This window comes from Pseudomonas sp. FG98, from assembly GCF_057808595.1.
Map to the genome: position 1 here is coordinate 18,825 of NZ_JBMDIJ010000064.1, position 16,504 is coordinate 35,328.

The window sequence follows — 16,504 nt, forward strand, 5'->3', positions numbered from 1 at the left end:
GAAAACCGGAACGCCAGAATGAAAAATATTCTTGTTGCTATCGGTGAACCAATGTCACCCACCAATCGAACCGGCGGTGCACCTTGAGCGGCAAGGCATCCTGGAGCTGCGCCAGGACCAGATCGGTGTCGTTCAGCGGGAAGCTGCCCATCACCCGCAGCTCGGCCAGTGCCGGATCGACACCGATATGGCCGCGGCGGTAGCTGCCCAGTTCCTCGATGAACTGCGCCAGCGGCATGTCCTCGGCCAGCAGCAGGCCGCGACTCCAGGCTTCGCGACGGGCTTCGGCATGCCCGAGCGGGCCATTGGCCTGCGCGTCGAAGGTGACGCCCTGCCCGGCCTGCACGGTGACCGAACTGCCGCTGTCGGCGCAGGTGGTGCGCACCGCGCCCTGGTAGACATTGAGCTGGGTGCGCGGCCCATCCTCGCGCACGCTGAAGCGCGTGCCCAAAGGCTCCAGCACACCGGCGCGGGTCTGCACGCGCAGCGGGCGAGCATCGCCATGGGCGGTTTCGATCAGCACTTCACCGGCATACAGCAGCAACTCGCGGCGCGCGTTGTCGAAACGTACATCCAGGGCCGTGCCGCTGTTCAGCCACAGCCGCGTACCGTCGGCCAGCACCTCGCTGCGGCGTTCGCCGATGGCAGTGCGGTAGCCAGCGCCCAGGGAGCGCACGCTGTAGAGCGCATCGCCGCGCCAACCGACCCAGGCAAGCACACCGACACCGGCCAGCACGCCCATCTGGCTCAACAGCCGGCGCCGCGAGTGCTTGCCCTGGCGCATGCTGGCAAGCGTCTGGTGTGCCGCACCGCCCTGCTGTTGCAAGCTGGCGAAGCGCTGGCTGATGCGTTCGATATAGCTCCAGGCCAGGCGCTGCCGCTCGCCCTGCTCCAGCCACCGCTGCCATTGGGCGAGCAACTCGGCATCACCCGGCGCGGCTTGCAGGCGCGAATACCAGTCGGCGGCCGCTTCCAGGGTGGCGTGATCGAAACCGCTGCCTTGGCTCACAGCAGCACCCCGTCCAGCTCGGCTTCGAGCAGCGCGCAATGAAACATGGCCTGGGCGATGTACTTGGTCACGGTGCGCTCGGACACCCCGAGCAACTCGCCGATCTCGCGGTAGCCCATGCCATGCAGCTGCGACAGGCTGAAGGCTTCGGCGACCCTGGCCGGCAGGCGCTCCAGCAGATCCTGCAACTGGCCGAGGGTCTCGAGGATGATCGCCTGCTGCTCCTGGGACGGCCAATGCGCCTCCGGCATCTGGGCCAGGGCGTCGAGCCAGGCCCGCTCCAATTGCTTGCGCCGCCAGAAGTCCACGCACAGGTGCAGCGACACCCGGCTCAACCAGGCGCGGGCATGGCTGTCGCTGTCGAATTCCCGGGGTTGCGAGAGCAAGCGCACGAACACGTCCTGGGCCAGCTCGGCAGCATCGCTGGCATTGCCCAGGCGCCGGTTGATCCATTGCTGGACCCAGCTGTGGTTCTCGACGTAAAGGCTTGCCACCTTGGCGCGGTAGGCGCCGGGAAGGGATTGGGTCATGGAGGGCCGGGGCGGAGTCACGAATGAGAATGGTTATCAAAATAACCGATGGCACGGGGATATCGCAAGAATGGGCTTGGGGCCTGAGATCGGGTCATGAGGACCGACAACAAAGAAGCGCAGCAGAAATTTGCAAAAAACCACAAAAACCAACTGATTCATGCTGACTTTCTGAAGAACCATGCAATATTCAGAAACATCCAACCCAACACTTTGACTAAAATGCCCCCTTCCCCAATTCCCCGGCAAGGAACCCCCATGACCTGCGCCCTGGCCCTTGAAGCACTGGCCTTCGATCATCAGGACGGCGAAGAGATCCTGCCCCACTGCCACACCCAGGCCCAACTGATCCATGGCATCAGCGGGGTGATGCTGGTGGGCGCGGCCGAGCGCCACTGGGTGGTGCCGGCCGGCCATGCGCTGTGGGTGCCGCCGGGCACCGGACACCAGATCCGCATGTTCGGCCAGGTACGCATGCGCACCCTGTTCATGCCCGCTTCGACCTGGCCCTGGGGCGGCGAGCAGTGCCAACTGATCCAGGTCACGGCGCTGATGCGCGAACTGCTGATCACCGCCAGCAGCCTGTCGGTCCACATCGGTGACGAGCGCCGGCGACGCTGCCTGCACGAACTGCTGTTGATGGAAATGGACGCCGCACAGACCGTCGCCCTGCACCTGGCCATGCCCCACGACCCGCGCCTGCAACGCCTGTGCAACCAGGTCATCGCCCGGCCTGCGGACGAGGCAGGACTGGAGGACTGGGCGCGGCAACTGAACATCAGCAGCCGTACCCTGGCCCGCCTGTTCCTGCGCGAACTGGGGATGAACTTCGGCGACTGGCGCACCCGGGTACGCATGGTCCTGGCCATGCAGCGCCTGGGCAGCGGCGCCTCGGTGCTGGAGGTGGCGCTGGAACATGGCTACCAGAGCCCGAGCGCCTTCGCGCAGACCTTCAAGCGGGTCATCGGCCAGTTGCCGAGCCACTACCAGGGCTGAGGTTGTCCGTTTCGCGAGGCTGCTTGTCGGCATGGCGAGCGCGGGACGCCGCGGGCAACCCCTAACCTGCCGGAGTCCCAACAGAATGACTCCGTACCATGCCCATACCCTGCTCTCCCCGTACCCTGGCCTGCGCCGTGGCGTTGCTGGCCGGCTGCTCGGCCGTCAGCGAACACCCGACGCCAGCGGTCGCCACGCCGACCGTGGCCGACTGGCAGCCCCTCGCCAGCGCAACCAGCACCCGCCCCGCGCCCGACCATTGGTGGCGCCTGTATCACGATCCGCAGCTCGATCAACTGGTCAGCCGTGCCCTGCAACACAACCTCGACCTCGCGGCCGCCCTCGCCCATGTCGATGAACTGCTCGCCGTGCTGGGCCAGAGCAAGGCACGTCAATGGCCGGACACCACGCTGGCCTGGCAGAGCCGCTACGGTCGCAGCAGCGATGACCAGACCGAAGCCAAGGCCAGCGGCAACCGCGCGCCGTCGCAATGGAGCCATGGCCCCTCTTTCGCCCTCGACTACCAGATCGACCTGTGGGGCCAGGTCCGCCAGTCGATCCTCGCCGCCCAGGCCAACGCCGAGGCGGCGCAGGCGGCCCATGACCAGTTGCGGGTAAACGTCGCCGCCAGCACCACACGGGCCTATGCCAACGCCTGCGCCTACGCGGCGCGGGCAACGATCCAGCAGCACTCGCTGGATACCGTGCAGCAAAGCCTGGCGCTGACCGAGCGGCAACGCGACGCCGGCCTGACCACGCCACTGGAAGTGACGCGCCTGCGCAGCCTGCTGGAAGAAACCCGTGCCGCACTGGCGCCGCTGCATGCCGAACAGCAGGCGGCACTGGAGGAACTGGCGGTGCTGACGGGCAGCGATCCGGCAAGCCTGCCCGCCAACGTCGGCACCTGCCGCAACGTGCCGCAACTGCAACAGCCGCTACCGGTAGGCGATGGCTGGGTGCTGCTGCAACGCCGCCCGGATATCCGCCAGGCCGAGCGCGGGTTGCAAGCGGCCAGCCACGAGGTCGGGGTACGCCAGGCGGATTTCTACCCGAGCGTGTCCTTCGGTGCCGTGATTGCCTCCTCCGGCCAGCACCTGAACGAGCTGGGCCAGCACCAGGCGATCACCTACGGCATCGGGCCGCTGATCAGTTGGCGCTTTCCCAACCTGCTCGCTAGCCGTGCCGGCCTCGACGCAGCCCAGGCCCGCGAACGCCAGCAACTGGCGCATTTTCAGCAACAGGCCCTGGTTGCCCTCAAGGAGGTGCGCCAAAGCCTGCTGCGCTACAGCGGCGACTACCAGCGTCGCGCCGCCCTCGAAGCAGCCCTCGACAGCGCCCGTCAGGCCTGGCAACTGGCCCGGCTGAATTACCGCGCGGGGGCCCTCGACGCCCTTGAGGTGCTCGACAGCGAGCGCGCCCTGGTCCGTCTCGAAGCGGACAAGGCCGAGGCCGACCGCCAGGTCATGGAACGCCAGATCGATCTCTTCCAGGCCCTCGGTGGCGGCTGGCAGGAGCCCGCCACCAAGCTTGCCGCCACCGTCCAAGGAACCCGCCAATGAACAGCGCCGTCGATGAAAAAACCACGCCTCTCGTCACCGCCAAACCGGCACGCAGCAAGCGCCAGCGCCTGTATTGGCTCGGCGGTACCGCCCTGCTGCTGGCCACCTGTGGTTACGGCCTGTACTGGATGAAGACCGGACGCTACCTGGAAAGCACCGACGACGCCTATATCCGCGCCGACTGGATCACCATCAGCCCGAAGGTCCCCGGCTACATCGCCGAGGTGCTGGTGGCGGACAACCAGAGCGTGGCCGCCGGCGACCCGCTGGTGCGCATCCATGACCGCGACTACCAGGCCCGCCTGCAGCAGGCCCAGGCACGCCAGCGCGAGAGCCGGGCGGCAGTGAGCGCACGGCAGGCGGCGCTGGCCACCCTCGACGCGCGTCTGGAGGAACAGCAGGCGCTGATCGACCAGGCCAACGCCGACACCACCAGCGCCCAGGCCGAGTTGAAGCGTGCCCGTCTGGACCAGCAGCGTTATCGCGAGCTGGTGGCCCAGCAGGCGGCGAGCAACCAGCGCCTGGAAAGCGCCAGCGCCGGGCTGGCCCAGGCCCGGTCGGCGGTGGCCCGCGCCGAAGCCGCAGTCCGCCGCCAGCACACCCGGCACCAGGTACTGCTGGCCGAGCGGACCCAGGCGCTGGCCCTGCTGGAGCAGGCCAAGGCCCGCTGCGCCGAAGCGGACGCCGGCCTGGAACTGGCCAGCCACGACCTCGATGACACCCTGATCCGCGCCCCCATCGCCGGCGTGGTCGGCCAGCGCCGGGTACGCCAACGCCAGTACGTAACCCCCGGCCTGCCGTTGCTGGCACTGGTGCCGGTGGAGCAGTCCTATGTCATCGCCAACTTCAAGGAAACCCAACTGCAGCGCATGCGCCCGGGACAGCCGGTGGAAATCCGTGTCGACAGCTTCCCCGACCAGCCACTGCATGGCCGGGTCGACAGCGTTTCGCCCGGCTCCGGGGCGCTGTTCGCCCTGCTGCCACCGGACAATGCCACCGGAAACTTCACCAAGATCGTCCAGCGTTTCCCGGTCAAGGTGCTGCTTGATGACGATGCGCGCCAGCAACTGCCGATCCTGCCGGGCATGTCGGTGATCGCCGAGGTGGACACCCATGAACGCTGAAGCGGAAAAGACCTCTCTGAAGTCCTGGGTTGCGGTGCTCGGCGGGCTGTTCGGCTGCTTCATGGCCGGGATGAACGTGCACGTCACCAGCGCCGCCCTGCCGGAAATCGAGGGCTCGCTGGGGGCCACCTTCGAAGAAGGCTCGTGGATCTCAACCGCCTATCTGGTCGCCGAGATCGTGATGATCCCGCTGACCGCCTGGCTGGTGGAGGTGTTCTCCCTGCGCCGGGTCATGCTGGTGGGCTCGGCGATTTTTCTGGTCGCCTCGGTGGCCTGTTCGCTGGCACCCAACCTGGCCAGCATGATCCTGATCCGGGTTATCCAGGGCGCGGCCGGGGCGGTGCTGATTCCATTGTCATTCCAACTGATCATCACCGAGCTGCCAGCGTCGAAGGTGGCCATGGGCATGGCCCTGTTCAGCCTGTCCAACAGCGTCGCCCAGGCTGCCGGGCCATCGCTGGGCGGCTGGCTGACCGACGCCTACAGCTGGCGCTGGATCTTCTACCTGCAACTGTTTCCCGGCCTTCTGCTGCTGGCGGCGATTGCCTGGGCGATCCCGGCCAAGCCGCTGCAACTGCAGCGCTTGCGCCAGGGCGACTGGCTTGGTATCGCGGCGATGATCGTCGGCCTCGGCGCAATCCAGATCGTGCTCGAGGAAGGTGGACGCAAGGACTGGTTCGGCTCGGATTTCATCACCTGGACCCTGGTGGTCGGCGTCCTGGCCCTGGGGCTGTTCGTGCATACCCAATTGTTCGGCAAGCGCGCCTTCATCAACCTGCGCCTGCTCGGCGGCTACAACTTCGGCGTCGCCAGCGCGGCAATGTTCGTGTTTGGCGGAGCCACCTTCGGCCTGGTGTTCCTGGTGCCCAACTACCTGTCGCAGATGCACGGCTACAACGCCCGGGAAATCGGCGTCAGCCTGATCGCCTACGGCATGGTGCAACTGGTACTGGCGCCATTCATGCCACGGCTGATGAGCTGGCTGACACCCAAGCTGATGGTCGCCAGCGGCTTCGCCATCATGGCGGCGGGCTGCTGGCTGGGGGCGCGGCTGGATGCCGATGCGGCGGCCAACGTGATCATCCCTTCCACGGTGATTCGCGGCATCGGCCAGCCGTTCATCATGGTGGCGTTGTCGGTGCTGGCGGTCTCGGGGCTGTCGAAAAGCCAGGCCGGCTCGGCCTCGGCGCTGTTTTCCATGCTGCGCAACCTCGGTGGTGCGGTAGGCACGGCGGTGCTGACCCAGGTGGTGTCGCAGCGCGAGCGGTTTCACTCGGAGCGGATTGGCGAGCAGGTCACGGTGTTCTCGCCGGTGCTGCAGGAGCGTCTGGACGGCCCGCTCGACGAATGGCTGCCGCAGCAGGCGCAGAGCCTGGCCAGGCTGGGCGAACACATCCGCCATGAGTCGTTCCTGATGGCCTATGGTGATGCGTTCTACCTGGCGTTCGTGGCCTTGCTGGTGTGCGCGGGGGCGGCGTTGTTGTTGCGGTCCGGGAAAACCGGGTGAGGTTTGCAGGGAATTGAACGTCCTCATCGCTGGCAAGCCAGCTCCCACAAGGTGGACCACATGCACCGGACCTGTGGGAGCTGGCTTGCCAGCGATGAGGACCTGGACGTCACCAGCCAACCAGACTCAGTTCCCCAGTGGCATGGTGAACCTGAACTCGGTCCCCTTGCCCACCTCGCTGCTGGCCTCGATCCGTCCGCCATGGGCCTCGACGATGCCCTGGGTGATATACAACCCCAGCCCGGTGCCGTTGGGGTTGCCCTCCTTCATCGTCCAGTAGCGCTCGAACACATGGGGCAATTGCTCGGCCGGGATGCCCTCGCCGTTGTCCTTCACGGTGAATACGATCTCGTTGCTGCCCAGCACCGCATGCACCCCCACCGTGCCTAGGCGCGGGGTGAACTTGATGGCGTTGCCGACCAGGTTCGACAGCACCTGGAACAGGCGCTCCGGGTCGGCGTGGATGGTCAGCTCCGGCTCGCTTTCGAAGGCAATGCTGATGTTCTTGTTCATAGCCAGCGGCGCCAGCAGTGCCTGGGTCTCTTCGAAGATCTGGCTGACGCTCAGGGTCTTCGGCGCGATGGTGTAGCGTCCGGCGTCGATTTTCGAGGTGTCGAGCAGGTCGTCGAGCAGGGTGCTCATACGCCCTGCGGCCTGCTGCATGGTCTCGATGGCGGTGGAGATGCGCCGCGAGGTGTGCGGGCCATCGGAGCTGAAGCTCTTCTGCATCATGCCGCAGAGCATGGAGATCACCGTCATCGGGTTGCGCAGGTCGTGGGACACCACCGCCACCAGGTCATCGCGGGTGCGCACCGCCTCCTGCTCGCGGCGGACCTGGCGGGCCAGGTCGTTTTCCAGGGCCGAGCGACGCAGGTCGTTGGCGGCGAACAGGTCGCCATGGCTCCATTTGCGCGAGATGCCGGCCATCTCCACTTTCCAGATTTCAAAGGAAGTGCGTGGCCGCAGGCGCAGGCCGGTCTCGGAGCTTTCCAGGGCCAGCGGCTTTTTCGGGTCGCCACTCCAGTTGATGCTTTCCTTCACCTCCGGGCGGAACCACAGCACGCCGTTGTCCACCGGCTTGGGCAGGCTCATGGCGAGCACGCCGCTGGCGACATGCTGATAGTCCGCAGCGGCTGGGTAGATCGCCGACAGGTTATGGCTGGCAAACACCGGCTCGCCACGCTGCTGCAGCCATTGATGCAGGGCGCGGATCTGCTCCGGCTCCGGGCACAGGCCGTAACGGTGCAGTTGCTTGTCCTCGATGATCGCGATGCCGCTGGCACCGGTCAGCGCCATCAGCATCTGGGGTTGATGCGCAAGGCCATCGAAGACGTTCTGCGGCGAATCGACCATGGCCTGGTTGAGCAGGCCCAGCGCCTCGATCTTCTCCTCACGCTGGCGGCTGACTTCCAGCGCTTCCATGGCGCTGATCTGCAACGACAGCACCTGGCCAATCGCCTGGCAGGCCATGCGCAACTGGTGCGGCACATGCAGCGGCTGGCGATTGCCGCAACTGATCAGGCCCCACAGCTCGCCGTCCTTGAGCAGGGAAATGCTCATGGACGAGAGCACGCCCATGTTCTTCATGTACTGGCAGTGGATCGGCGACACACTGCGCAGGGTGGCGAAGCTCAGGTCGAGCGGCGCCTGGGTGTCCGGGCGCAGACGCGGCACCAGCGGCACCGCCTGGTAGTCGGCATCGGGGATGATCCGCAGCCAGTTGCTGCGGTACAGCTCGCGGGCCTGCTGGGGAATGTCCGAGGCCGGGAAGAACAGGCCGTTGAACACCTCCATGGCCGGGTCGGAGGCTTCGGCAATCACCTGGCCGTGGCCCTCCTCCTGGAAGCGGTAGATCAGCACCCGGTCATAGCCGGTCATGGCCTGGATCTCGCGCACGCTGATGTCGTACAGCGCCTGCAACGAAGGCGCGCCTTGCAGGCGCTGGAGCATGCGCCCGAGGTTGGTCAGGTTGCCGGCGACGCTGCCGGGGGCGAAATGCCCGGCATGCAGTTCCAGTTCGAGGATCAGCACACCATCGTGACGATGCAGCAGGCCGTCGAAGGTCTTGCCGTTGAGCTTGACCCGCAAGGGCGATTCGTTGGCCAGTACCGGTTGTTGCAGCAACTCGCGCAAGGGGGCAACGTGCTTGCGCCCCAGCAGCTTGTCCAGCGGCAGGCCGATCACCGCCTCGGGCTCACGGCCCAGCAGTTCCTTGACGTTGGCGCTGATCTGGATGATTTCCAGCCCCGGATCGCCGAGGGTGACCAGCAATCCGTGGGGCTGGATGGCACCGGGGAAGCGAATGGGTTCGTTGGCACAATTGGCCAGCAGTTCTTCGAAGGCCTCCTGCTCTTGCGGGGTCATAGCAGTACCTCCTGGCGGTGCAGCCAGCGTTCGAAACAAGTGAAAGTGCTGCGCGCCGCGTCTACCACGGCGGCGCGCTCGGCGGCGTCCAGCGGGCGGCTGCACAGGTAATCGAGAAAAGTGCGCCAGCGCCGCCCGGTCTCGGCGCCATAGACGTCGAGAAAGGCCGCGCCATTGTCGGCGTCCAGGCCCAGGCGGCCATGGATCTCGCGGCGCAGCACCTGGCCCCCGAGGGTCGCGCCCTCCAGCACGTAGAGCACGCCCAGGCAGGCACTCGCGGAATCGACAGCGGGCAGTTGCGGGCAACGCGGCAGTTGCGCGATCGCCTCGGCGGACAGGCCCATGGCGCGCAGGTCGCCGTGCAGGGTGGCGGACTTGAAACGGGGTTGCAGGTCGAAACCGGCAGGCAAGCCCGGGCTGGTACGCAGGGCGTCCTCCAGCGGGGCATAAAAACCGTGATAGGCCTGCATCAAGTGCAGGAATGCAGGGAGGTCCAGGTTGGCGGAGAAGAAAGGCAGGCGTTTTTCCAGTGCGATGTGCAGTTCGGCAGTGTGGGCACGCAGTTCTTGCAGCACCGGGGCCGAAGCGACGTCACGGGACGTGGATTGCATATGACTGGACTCTGATGGCTGACCTCATAATGGCCAATGGCTAAAAGCTGATCGAAAAATCAACGTACAAAATGGCCTAATTCCTACAAGGACGCAACGTTGGACCGACGAGCCAGCCGCTATTCCGGGACCGAGTGCAAACTCAACTGCGCGCACAATCCGCCTCCGTCGCGGTTACTCAAACGCAGCTCCCCGCCCAGGCTCGTCGCCAATTGCGCCGCTATCGCCAGGCCCAGGCCGGTACCGCCGGTGTCGCGATTGCGCGAGCTTTCCAGGCGGTAGAACGGCTTGACCACCTCCTCCAGCAACGCCTCAGGAATGCCCGGCCCCGTGTCCAGCACCTGGATGCACAGGCCACCGGCGGCGTCTTGCGACGCTCGCACCTGCGCCTCGCCGGCAAACTTCAGGGCGTTGTCGATCAGGTTGCTCAGCAGGCGACGTAGCGCCTGTGGGCGGCTGGTCAGCAGCAGGTCGCCAGTCTCCGCCAGTTCCACCGCGCGTCCGGTGTCGCGGTAGTCGAACACCAGGCTTTCGAGGAACGCCCTCAGGCGGATCCGGCTGTTCGGCTCGGTCGAGGGCTCGGTACTGCGGGCATAGGCCACGCCTTCCTTGACCAGGTGACGCATCTCGTCGAGGTCGCCGGCCAGCTTGTCCTTGTCCGCCGAGTCGTCCATGAACTCCACCCGCAGTTTCATGCGGGTGATCGGTGTTTGCAGGTCATGGGAGATGGCGGCGAGCAACTGCACGCGTTCCTTCACATAGGCGGCAATCCGCGCCTGCATGGCATTGAAGGCCATGGCCGCCTGCACCACTTCGCTCGGCCCCTGCTCTTCCAGGCGCTGGTCCTGGCGGTTCGGGTCGAGGTTTTCCACCGCATTGGCCAGGTGGGTCAGCGGGCGCACGGCGGTGCGCACCGCCAGCCAGGTGCAGAGCAGCAACAGCGCCAGTTGCCCCAGCAGCAGCACCGGCAGCCAGGGCGACAAGGGCATGATCGATGGCCGCACATCGATGGTCAGCGGCTGGCCGTCGGCAAAGCGCAGGTGCGCCTGGTAGTGCGGGCGGCTATCGGCAATGGCACGAAAATCCAGGGCGTAATGCGGTCCCAGGGTGGTCTTGAGCGAGCGCACCGACGCAGGCTCGTCGCTCATCGCTGTGCCGGGCTCGCCTGCGTCCAGCCGGTAGCTGTAGTTGGGCCGCTGCAAACGCTGCAGCCAGGCCGGACGCTCCGCCGCCGGCAGGCGTTCGAGGATGGCCACCGAGGTGTCGATGTCCTGCTCGAAGTTGCTCAGCATCAGGGTCCGCGCGCTGCTGTAGCGCTCGAAGGTCTGCAGGCCGAAGGACAGACCGTGGGCCAGGATCAGGCTGGCGAGGAAGATCAGCGACAGGCGCGAGGCCAGGCTGCGTGGCCAGCGGCTAGTGCCTCGCCCTCGGCCAGGCGCACCGGGGGTCAGCGCGTGATCGGCATTGGAATTCATTGCAAGGGCCTTGCTCGGCGGAAGGTGGGGTGGAGTCTAGCGAGCGGCATCGAGGCTGGCAGCAGCCTTTGTAGGGTTTTGTATCAGGAACGTGCAGAGAAACCCGAAGAGACATGAAAGGCCGCGCTCGACACATCGGCGATACCTGCGAGGGATGAAATGCCCGGCAAGCGCTGATCCACCGATCGGCGCCCTCCCCTTCGCAAACCGGAGAACGTCATGTTGATCATTGCCTTCCTGGGTGGCCTGCTGACCATCCTCAGCCCGTGCATCCTGCCCATCGTGCCCTTCGTCTTCGCCCGTAGCGGACAAAGCCGCGCCTCGATCCTGCTGACCCTGGCCGGGCTGGCCCTGACCTTCGCCGCCGTGTCGAGCCTGGCGCTGGTCGGCAGCGAATGGGTGGCCAGCGCCAACACCGGCGGGCGCTACCTGGCGCTGGCGGTGATGATGCTGTTCGCCGTGTCGCTGCTCGCACCGCGTCTCGCCGGCTGGCTGGCCCGGCCACTGCTGGCACTGGGCAATCGCCTGGCGCCGCGCGCTTCGGCCTCGGGCCCGCTGGCGGCGCTGCTGATCGGGGTTGCCACCGGCCTGCTGTGGGCCCCCTGCGCCGGGCCGATCCTCGGCCTGCTGCTGAGCAGCGCGCTGCTCAATGGAGCGAATGCCCAGACCGGCCTGTTGCTGCTCGCCTATGGCCTCGGCAGCGCGGTATCCCTCGGCATCCTGATCCTCGCCGGCAAGGGCCTCGGCCAACGGCTGCGCCTGTCCCTGCCAACCGTCGAATGGCTGCGCCGCGGTACTGGGGTAGTGGTGTTGCTGGCTGCCGTCGGGATCGCTACGGGTGGCAGTCGCAACCTGCTGGCGCAGACCTCTTCGGAACTGTCCAACCGCGTCGAGCAGCAGGTCCTGCAGTCGGTCTCCGGCCTGCTCGATCGCCTGGTGGCCCGGGCCCAGGCCGCCAGCGAACCGGACCTTGCGCCCAAGGGCCGGATGCCGTCCCTGGCCGGTGCCGTGGAATGGCTCAACTCTCCCGAGCTGAGCGCCGAAGCCCTGCGCGGCAAGGTGGTGCTGGTGGATTTCTGGACCTTCGACTGCATCAACTGCCAGCACACCCTGCCCTACGTCAAGCAGTGGGCCGAGCGCTACGGCAAGGACGGTCTGGTAGTCATCGGCGTGCACACCCCGGAATACCCCTTCGAACGGGTACCGGCCAATGTCCGCAAGCAGGTGGAGAAACTCGGCATCACCTACCCGGTGGCGATCGACAACGACTACGCGATCTGGCGCCAGTTCGCCAACCAGTACTGGCCCGCCCATTACCTGATCGATGCCAAGGGCCAGGTGCGCTACAGCCACTTCGGCGAGGGCGCCTACGCCACCCAGGAAAAAGTCATCGAACAACTGCTGGCCGAAGCCAAGGCCGATCACTGAAGGAGCATGACCATGAACGCACTCACCTCACTCTTCGCCGCCAGCCTCCTGCAACTGGGCCTGCTCGCCGCAGCCCAGGCCGAGCCGGCGAACCCGCCGCAGATCGCCCCGATCGTTGCCGGCAGCCACACCTCGCTCGGCCAGCTCAAGCACGTCAAGGCCGGGTTGCTCGACGTAGCCTATGCCGAGCTCGGCCCTGCCGACGGCCAGGTGGTGATCCTGCTGCACGGCTGGCCCTACGACATCCACAGCTACGCCGACGTGGCCCCGGCCCTGGCCGCGCAGGGTTACCGGGTGCTGGTCCCCTATGCCCGGGGCTATGGCGAAACGCGCTTCCTCTCGACGAAAACCCTGCGCAACGGCCAGCCGGCCGCGCTGGCCAAGGACCTGATCGATTTCATGGATGCCCTGCATGTACAACGGGCGGTGCTGGGCGGCTACGACTGGGGCGCGCGCACTGCGGATATCGTCGCGGCGCTCTGGCCGGAGCGGGTCAAGGCATTGGTGGCGGTCAGCGGCTACCTGATCGGCAGCCAGGAACTCGGCAAGAAACCGCTGCCGCCGGCCGCCGAATTGCAATGGTGGTACCAGTTCTACTTCGCCACCGAGCGCGGCCGCGAGGGCTATGCGCAGAACACCCATGACTTCGCCAAACTGATCTGGAAAACCGCCTCGCCACAGTGGCAGTTCGATGACGCCACCTATGACCGCAGTGCCGCGGCCCTGGCCAACCCGGACCATGTCGCGGTGTCGGTGTACAACTACCGCTGGCGGCTCGGCCTGGAAAAAGGCGAGGCGCGCTATGACGCCATCGAGCGCAAACTCGCGGCGTTCCCGGCGATCACGGTGCCGAGCATCGCCCTGGAAGGCGACGCCAACGGCGCCCCGCATCCGCCGGCCGAGGCCTATGCCAAGCGCTACACCGGCAAGTATGAGTACCGCCTGATCGAAGGCGGCGTGGGGCACAACCTGCCGCAGGAGGCACCGCAGGCGTTTGTTCAGGCGATCGTGGATGTGGATCGGATGTAGCGCCTCGCCGGAAGGATCAGACCAGGCGCTGAATGTTTTCGTCGATACGACCCTGAATGAGTTTCAGGGTCTGTACGGTGATCAATCGAGGATGCAGGTCTTCAGCGATGGCGGCGAAGCGACTGGCCACGGCGCAGATGCCATCGATGATCAGCGCCGCCTGCGGCCTTGCCAGCTCGGCCTCGTCGGCGAGACGCAACAGCGCCGTCCGATCGATAGCCAGCGCCTCGCCCATGACATCCATCTGGTGATAGCCACCCGGCCCCTCGCAGAACGTTACGTCATAGGCAGGCGCCAGCCTCCAATTGCCGCTGGGCGACATGACATAGGAGAAATTCTTCGGATGATCGTCCCGGTTGTTGAACGCGACATTGAACACAGCTCGCTCGAACGCCACGACTTTTTCCCGTACATCATTCGTGCACATCTGCGTCGCGCGGAGAAAGCTCACATAATCGAGGACCCCTGGGGTTTGATAATCCCCACCGGTGAACGCTGCCAGACTTTGCATGGGAATACGCTGGTCACCCTGTCGATCGAAGCGCTTGCTGGCAAATGCCGCGAGGCCGTTGGGCAGACTGAAGTGCTGCGTGTCCGGGGTTTCGATGGCGCACAGCCGCAGGCAGGCGGCATAAACGCTTTCGATCGCACAAACCTCGGGGGGCTCTCCGCCTGCCGGGAACTTGACCAGCCAAGGCTCGAAACCGGCGGTCGCGACGGTAGTGAAGCTATCACCTTGAGGGTCACGGTAGACCAGCGCCTTGGGCCTCGCGCCCTGGGGCGAGCCTCCCACCAGCAACAGCCGCTCCAGGAACTCGCCGCCCTCACCATTGAGTACCTCGCGCACTTCGGCGGCGAGCAGATCCAGAGAGAAATGCGCCTTCGGCAGTTGGCCCTCTGCCGAAACCGGCTTGAACGACATGGCCCCCATCGCGTTGTCGCCAATGAAGGCCAGACGCTGGAGCGGCCCGATGCGCGCCGTATTCAGCCCGCGACTGCGGAACAGGCGATCCATCAACAGCAGGCCCCAGCCGTCGGGCAATGCGTCGTACACGGGGCCCGGCAGGCCCATCTGGTGGGAGGGAAAACCCTTGCGCAGGCGCGGTCCGTCCAGCGGCAGCAACCAGGAAGACAACTCCAGTCCCTTGCGCTTTGCCTCCTCGCTGTACTCGAAGAAGACCTGCGGGCGTCCGCCGAGGGCGGTGGTGGAAACCAGGGTGCCCCACAGCCAACGCTCGCCCCAGCCTTCGTAGTACACCTCGACCCGCTCAGACATCGCCGGATACTCTGCTGTCGCGCTGGCGCCTGATGCGCTGGCGGGTGGCACCTTTCTCGTAGCGGCCTATGTCCTCGAGGCTTTCCAGCCTGGGCTGAAACAACGCTTCAAGCTCCCTGCCCCGCCCCAGGACCATCGCCACGCGAACCAGACTGTCGAACCCGACGTTGCGCCCGGCCTCAAGATTGGACACGGTATTCACCCCGACACCGGCCCGGCCGGCCAACTCGGCCTGGGTCATCTGCTGTGCCAGGCGCTCGGAACGCAAGCGCCCGCAGAGTCGCCTGACGACTTCATCCGGCGTGCTGAAACTCAGATCCAGCATGGAAAGCTCCTGCGATTTTCAGGGGACAACGAAGGGCATTGTAGTCTTGACCTTGGAATCAGCCCAAATTTAAATCCATTATTTTGTTGCTTAAGTTTAATTTTAAAACTTAATACACAAAAAAATGGATTTAAAACCGAAAGCTTGCCTCGCAATCTGATGCCTGCCTATCCTGCCCCCGCCCTCACAGACACAAGGCCCCGACCCCATGTGGCATATCGATCCGACCTCCCTGCGCCTGTTCATCGCGGTCTGCGAGGAAGGCTCCATTGCCCGCGCCAGCGAGCGCGAGTTCATTGCGCCGTCGGCGGTGAGCAAGCGCATGGCCGATATCGAGGCGGCGCTGGGCGTGCCGATGCTCAACCGCAGCAAGCGCGGGGTCACGCCGACCCCGGCAGGCCAGGCCTTGCTGCGCCATGCCCGGCAACTGATGCTGAGCATGGAGAAGCTGCAAGGGGAAATCGGCGAGTACGCCGAAGGCGCCCGGGGACATGTGAAGGTGCAGGCCAATATTTCCTCGATCATGGAGTTCCTGCCCGAGTCGCTGGCCTCGTTCATGATGGCTAACGAACATATCCGCGTGGATGTCGAGGAGCGCTTCAGCTTCGATGTGGTGCGCGGTGTGCTGGAGGGCCAGGCCGATCTGGGTATCTGTCGCAAGACCGTGTCCAACGGCGAACTGGAGTTCATTCCCTATCGGCATGATCACCTGGCGCTGGTGGTCAATGAACGACATCCCCTGGCGGAGCGCAACAGCGTCACCCTGGGCGAGACCCTGGACTACGAGCATATCGGCCACTCGGCGTTCGCCACCCTCAACAGCTTCATGCACAACACCGCCCGCGAGCTGGGGCGAGAGCTGCGTTTCCGCGCCCATGTGCCCTCGTTCGACGCCGCCTACCGCCTGGTCCAGGCCGGGCTGGCGCAGACCATCCTGCCGCGCGAGGCGGTGAGCCGCTATGCGCCGATGTTCGGGCTGCGGGTGATTCCGCTGACCGATACCTGGGCGCGGGGCGAGTTCGTCATCTGCGTGCGTGACCAGGAGGCGCTGTCGCCGTCGGCGCGCAGGCTGCTCAATCACTTGCTGGCGGAAATGCCTGGCTGATAGCGAGGGCCTCATCGCTGCATGGGTATCTACACATCTTTTGAGTCGTGATGACCGCAAGGCGCTCAACGGGATACCGGGTCAAGGCTGACAGGCGCATGTCGAGGTTTTTCTAGCGTCCTCAAGATCGAGCGCCGCCCGCGCGGCGCATCGCGGCTAACAGCCG

General features: G+C 65.7%; 14 protein-coding genes. 7 read left to right on the forward strand and 7 right to left on the reverse strand.

The annotated features are described in order from the left end of the window. Positions 1-37 precede the first annotated feature (37 nt). Positions 38-1,009, reverse strand: a complete 972-nt coding sequence (locus ACODSK_RS25300; RefSeq protein WP_489019832.1) for a FecR domain-containing protein — start codon at positions 1,007-1,009, stop codon at positions 38-40. Further along, on the reverse strand, positions 1,006-1,539 hold the full coding sequence (locus ACODSK_RS25305) for a sigma-70 family RNA polymerase sigma factor (protein WP_489019833.1): 534 nt from the start codon (positions 1,537-1,539) through the stop codon (positions 1,006-1,008). The genes ACODSK_RS25300 and ACODSK_RS25305 overlap by 4 nt, the downstream gene beginning before the upstream one ends. 258 nt (positions 1,540-1,797) lie before the next feature. On the opposite strand from ACODSK_RS25305, the gene ACODSK_RS25310 reads away from it, so the two are divergent. From ACODSK_RS25310 to ACODSK_RS25325, 4 genes are all read left to right on the forward strand, one after another. Continuing rightward, complete coding sequence (locus ACODSK_RS25310) at positions 1,798-2,535, forward strand: AraC family transcriptional regulator (RefSeq protein WP_489019834.1); 738 nt, start codon at positions 1,798-1,800, stop codon at positions 2,533-2,535. A 98-nt stretch (positions 2,536-2,633) separates the two neighbouring features. Then, entirely contained in the window at positions 2,634-4,094 is a 1,461-nt protein-coding gene (locus ACODSK_RS25315; protein WP_489019835.1) for an efflux transporter outer membrane subunit, read from the forward strand. Further along, positions 4,091-5,218, forward strand: a complete 1,128-nt coding sequence (locus ACODSK_RS25320; RefSeq protein WP_489019836.1) for an HlyD family secretion protein — start codon at positions 4,091-4,093, stop codon at positions 5,216-5,218. The genes ACODSK_RS25315 and ACODSK_RS25320 overlap by 4 nt, the downstream gene beginning before the upstream one ends. Continuing rightward, on the forward strand, positions 5,208-6,725 hold the full coding sequence (locus ACODSK_RS25325; protein WP_489019837.1) for an MDR family MFS transporter: 1,518 nt from the start codon (positions 5,208-5,210) through the stop codon (positions 6,723-6,725). The genes ACODSK_RS25320 and ACODSK_RS25325 overlap by 11 nt, the downstream gene beginning before the upstream one ends. Positions 6,726-6,851: 126 nt before the next feature. Here ACODSK_RS25325 and ACODSK_RS25330 read toward each other — a convergent pair whose 3' ends face one another. The 3 genes from ACODSK_RS25330 to ACODSK_RS25340 form a co-directional block, all read right to left on the reverse strand. Continuing rightward, positions 6,852-9,089 carry an ATP-binding protein gene (locus ACODSK_RS25330; protein ID WP_489019838.1) on the reverse strand — a complete coding sequence of 746 codons (2,238 nt, stop codon included), beginning with the start codon at positions 9,087-9,089 and terminating at the stop codon, positions 6,852-6,854. After that, complete coding sequence (locus ACODSK_RS25335; protein WP_489019839.1) at positions 9,086-9,700, reverse strand: biliverdin-producing heme oxygenase; 615 nt, start codon at positions 9,698-9,700, stop codon at positions 9,086-9,088. Before ACODSK_RS25335 ends, ACODSK_RS25330 begins: the two co-directional genes overlap by 4 nt. A gap of 119 nt (positions 9,701-9,819) precedes the next feature. Continuing rightward, positions 9,820-11,175 (reverse strand): sensor histidine kinase, encoded by a 1,356-nt coding sequence (locus ACODSK_RS25340; protein ID WP_489019840.1) that lies wholly within the window; start codon positions 11,173-11,175, stop codon positions 9,820-9,822. A 219-nt stretch (positions 11,176-11,394) separates the two neighbouring features. On the opposite strand from ACODSK_RS25340, the gene ACODSK_RS25345 reads away from it, so the two are divergent. Together ACODSK_RS25345 and ACODSK_RS25350 are read left to right on the forward strand one after the other, a co-directional pair. Continuing rightward, the gene (locus tag ACODSK_RS25345; RefSeq protein ID WP_489019841.1) at positions 11,395-12,603 is read left to right on the forward strand and encodes a cytochrome c biogenesis protein DipZ; all 1,209 of its coding nucleotides are present in this window, start codon (positions 11,395-11,397) and stop codon (positions 12,601-12,603) included. 12 nt (positions 12,604-12,615) lie between these two features. Then, positions 12,616-13,632, forward strand: a complete 1,017-nt coding sequence (locus ACODSK_RS25350) for an alpha/beta fold hydrolase (RefSeq protein ID WP_489019842.1) — start codon at positions 12,616-12,618, stop codon at positions 13,630-13,632. Between the two features lie 16 nt (positions 13,633-13,648). On the opposite strand, the gene ACODSK_RS25355 is transcribed toward ACODSK_RS25350, so the two are convergent. Beyond that, positions 13,649-14,908, reverse strand: coding sequence for a type II toxin-antitoxin system HipA family toxin (locus ACODSK_RS25355; RefSeq protein WP_489019843.1), 1,260 nt, complete (start codon positions 14,906-14,908; stop codon positions 13,649-13,651). Continuing rightward, the gene (locus ACODSK_RS25360) at positions 14,901-15,233 is read right to left on the reverse strand and encodes a helix-turn-helix domain-containing protein (RefSeq protein WP_489019844.1); all 333 of its coding nucleotides are present in this window, start codon (positions 15,231-15,233) and stop codon (positions 14,901-14,903) included. Before ACODSK_RS25360 ends, ACODSK_RS25355 begins: the two co-directional genes overlap by 8 nt. 208 nt (positions 15,234-15,441) lie before the next feature. Between ACODSK_RS25360 and ACODSK_RS25365 the strand changes: the two genes are divergently transcribed. Continuing rightward, the gene (locus tag ACODSK_RS25365) at positions 15,442-16,338 is read left to right on the forward strand and encodes a LysR substrate-binding domain-containing protein (protein ID WP_489019845.1); all 897 of its coding nucleotides are present in this window, start codon (positions 15,442-15,444) and stop codon (positions 16,336-16,338) included. The last annotated feature ends 166 nt before the right edge of the window (positions 16,339-16,504 follow it).

What these genes read in the sequence shown, in the direction of transcription:
- ACODSK_RS25325 (WP_489019837.1), top strand. Translation starts at nt 5,208, where the DNA reads ATGAACGCTGAAGCGGAAAAGACCTCTCTGAAGTCCTGGGTTGCGGTG.
- ACODSK_RS25350 (WP_489019842.1), top strand. Translation starts at nt 12,616, where the DNA reads ATGAACGCACTCACCTCACTCTTCGCCGCCAGCCTCCTGCAACTGGGC.
- ACODSK_RS25310 (WP_489019834.1), top strand. Translation starts at nt 1,798, where the DNA reads ATGACCTGCGCCCTGGCCCTTGAAGCACTGGCCTTCGATCATCAGGAC.
- ACODSK_RS25335 (WP_489019839.1), bottom strand. Translation starts at nt 9,700, where the DNA reads ATGCAATCCACGTCCCGTGACGTCGCTTCGGCCCCGGTGCTGCAAGAA.
- ACODSK_RS25360 (WP_489019844.1), bottom strand. Translation starts at nt 15,233, where the DNA reads ATGCTGGATCTGAGTTTCAGCACGCCGGATGAAGTCGTCAGGCGACTC.
- ACODSK_RS25345 (WP_489019841.1), top strand. Translation starts at nt 11,395, where the DNA reads ATGTTGATCATTGCCTTCCTGGGTGGCCTGCTGACCATCCTCAGCCCG.
- ACODSK_RS25305 (WP_489019833.1), bottom strand. Translation starts at nt 1,539, where the DNA reads ATGACCCAATCCCTTCCCGGCGCCTACCGCGCCAAGGTGGCAAGCCTT.
- ACODSK_RS25355 (WP_489019843.1), bottom strand. Translation starts at nt 14,908, where the DNA reads ATGTCTGAGCGGGTCGAGGTGTACTACGAAGGCTGGGGCGAGCGTTGG.
- ACODSK_RS25330 (WP_489019838.1), bottom strand. Translation starts at nt 9,089, where the DNA reads ATGACCCCGCAAGAGCAGGAGGCCTTCGAAGAACTGCTGGCCAATTGT.
- ACODSK_RS25365 (WP_489019845.1), top strand. Translation starts at nt 15,442, where the DNA reads ATGTGGCATATCGATCCGACCTCCCTGCGCCTGTTCATCGCGGTCTGC.
- ACODSK_RS25315 (WP_489019835.1), top strand. Translation starts at nt 2,634, where the DNA reads ATGCCCATACCCTGCTCTCCCCGTACCCTGGCCTGCGCCGTGGCGTTG.
- ACODSK_RS25320 (WP_489019836.1), top strand. Translation starts at nt 4,091, where the DNA reads ATGAACAGCGCCGTCGATGAAAAAACCACGCCTCTCGTCACCGCCAAA.
- ACODSK_RS25340 (WP_489019840.1), bottom strand. Translation starts at nt 11,175, where the DNA reads ATGAATTCCAATGCCGATCACGCGCTGACCCCCGGTGCGCCTGGCCGA.